Below are 422 nucleotides of genomic sequence, written 5' to 3'. Positions count from 1 at the left end.
TACCGCCAAATTCAAACCTCTGACAAAGTGAAAAGTCATTTTGGCTCTGTGTTTGATGTTGAAACAAAAGCAGACATGGTCCTTTTATACTGGCCAAAAGCAAAAGCCGAAGCAGAATACTTGCTGGCGATGTTGATGGCGAAACTGGGCATTAACACCGAAATCGTCATCGTTGGTGAAAACCGCTCCGGCATCAAGAGCATCGAGAAGATGTTCCAAGAATACGGCCCTGTGAACAAGTACGACTCTGCTCGTCGCTGCTCATTTTACTGGGGTAATTGCCTCAATGAACCAAAACCTTTCAACCAAGCAGATTGGTTTAAGTCTTACACTGTTACACTCGGTGAGCAGTCGCTAGCGGTTAAGAGCCTACCTGGCGTATTCAGCCATGGCGAGTTCGACTTAGGTAGCCGATTGCTGCT

The 422-nt window shown here is 46.7% G+C and carries 1 pseudogene; it reads left to right on the top strand.

Annotated features, from left to right (window positions below):
• Positions 1 to 422: pseudogene (locus IQR33_RS00955) on the top strand (methyltransferase small domain-containing protein); the annotation flags it as partial.

Source organism: Vibrio sp. OPT46, assembly GCF_015163535.1.
Classification (GTDB): Bacteria; Pseudomonadota; Gammaproteobacteria; order Enterobacterales; family Vibrionaceae; genus Vibrio; species Vibrio alginolyticus.
Note: the sequence above shows the minus strand (reverse complement) of the source record. Positions and strands in the feature narration are given on the sequence as shown.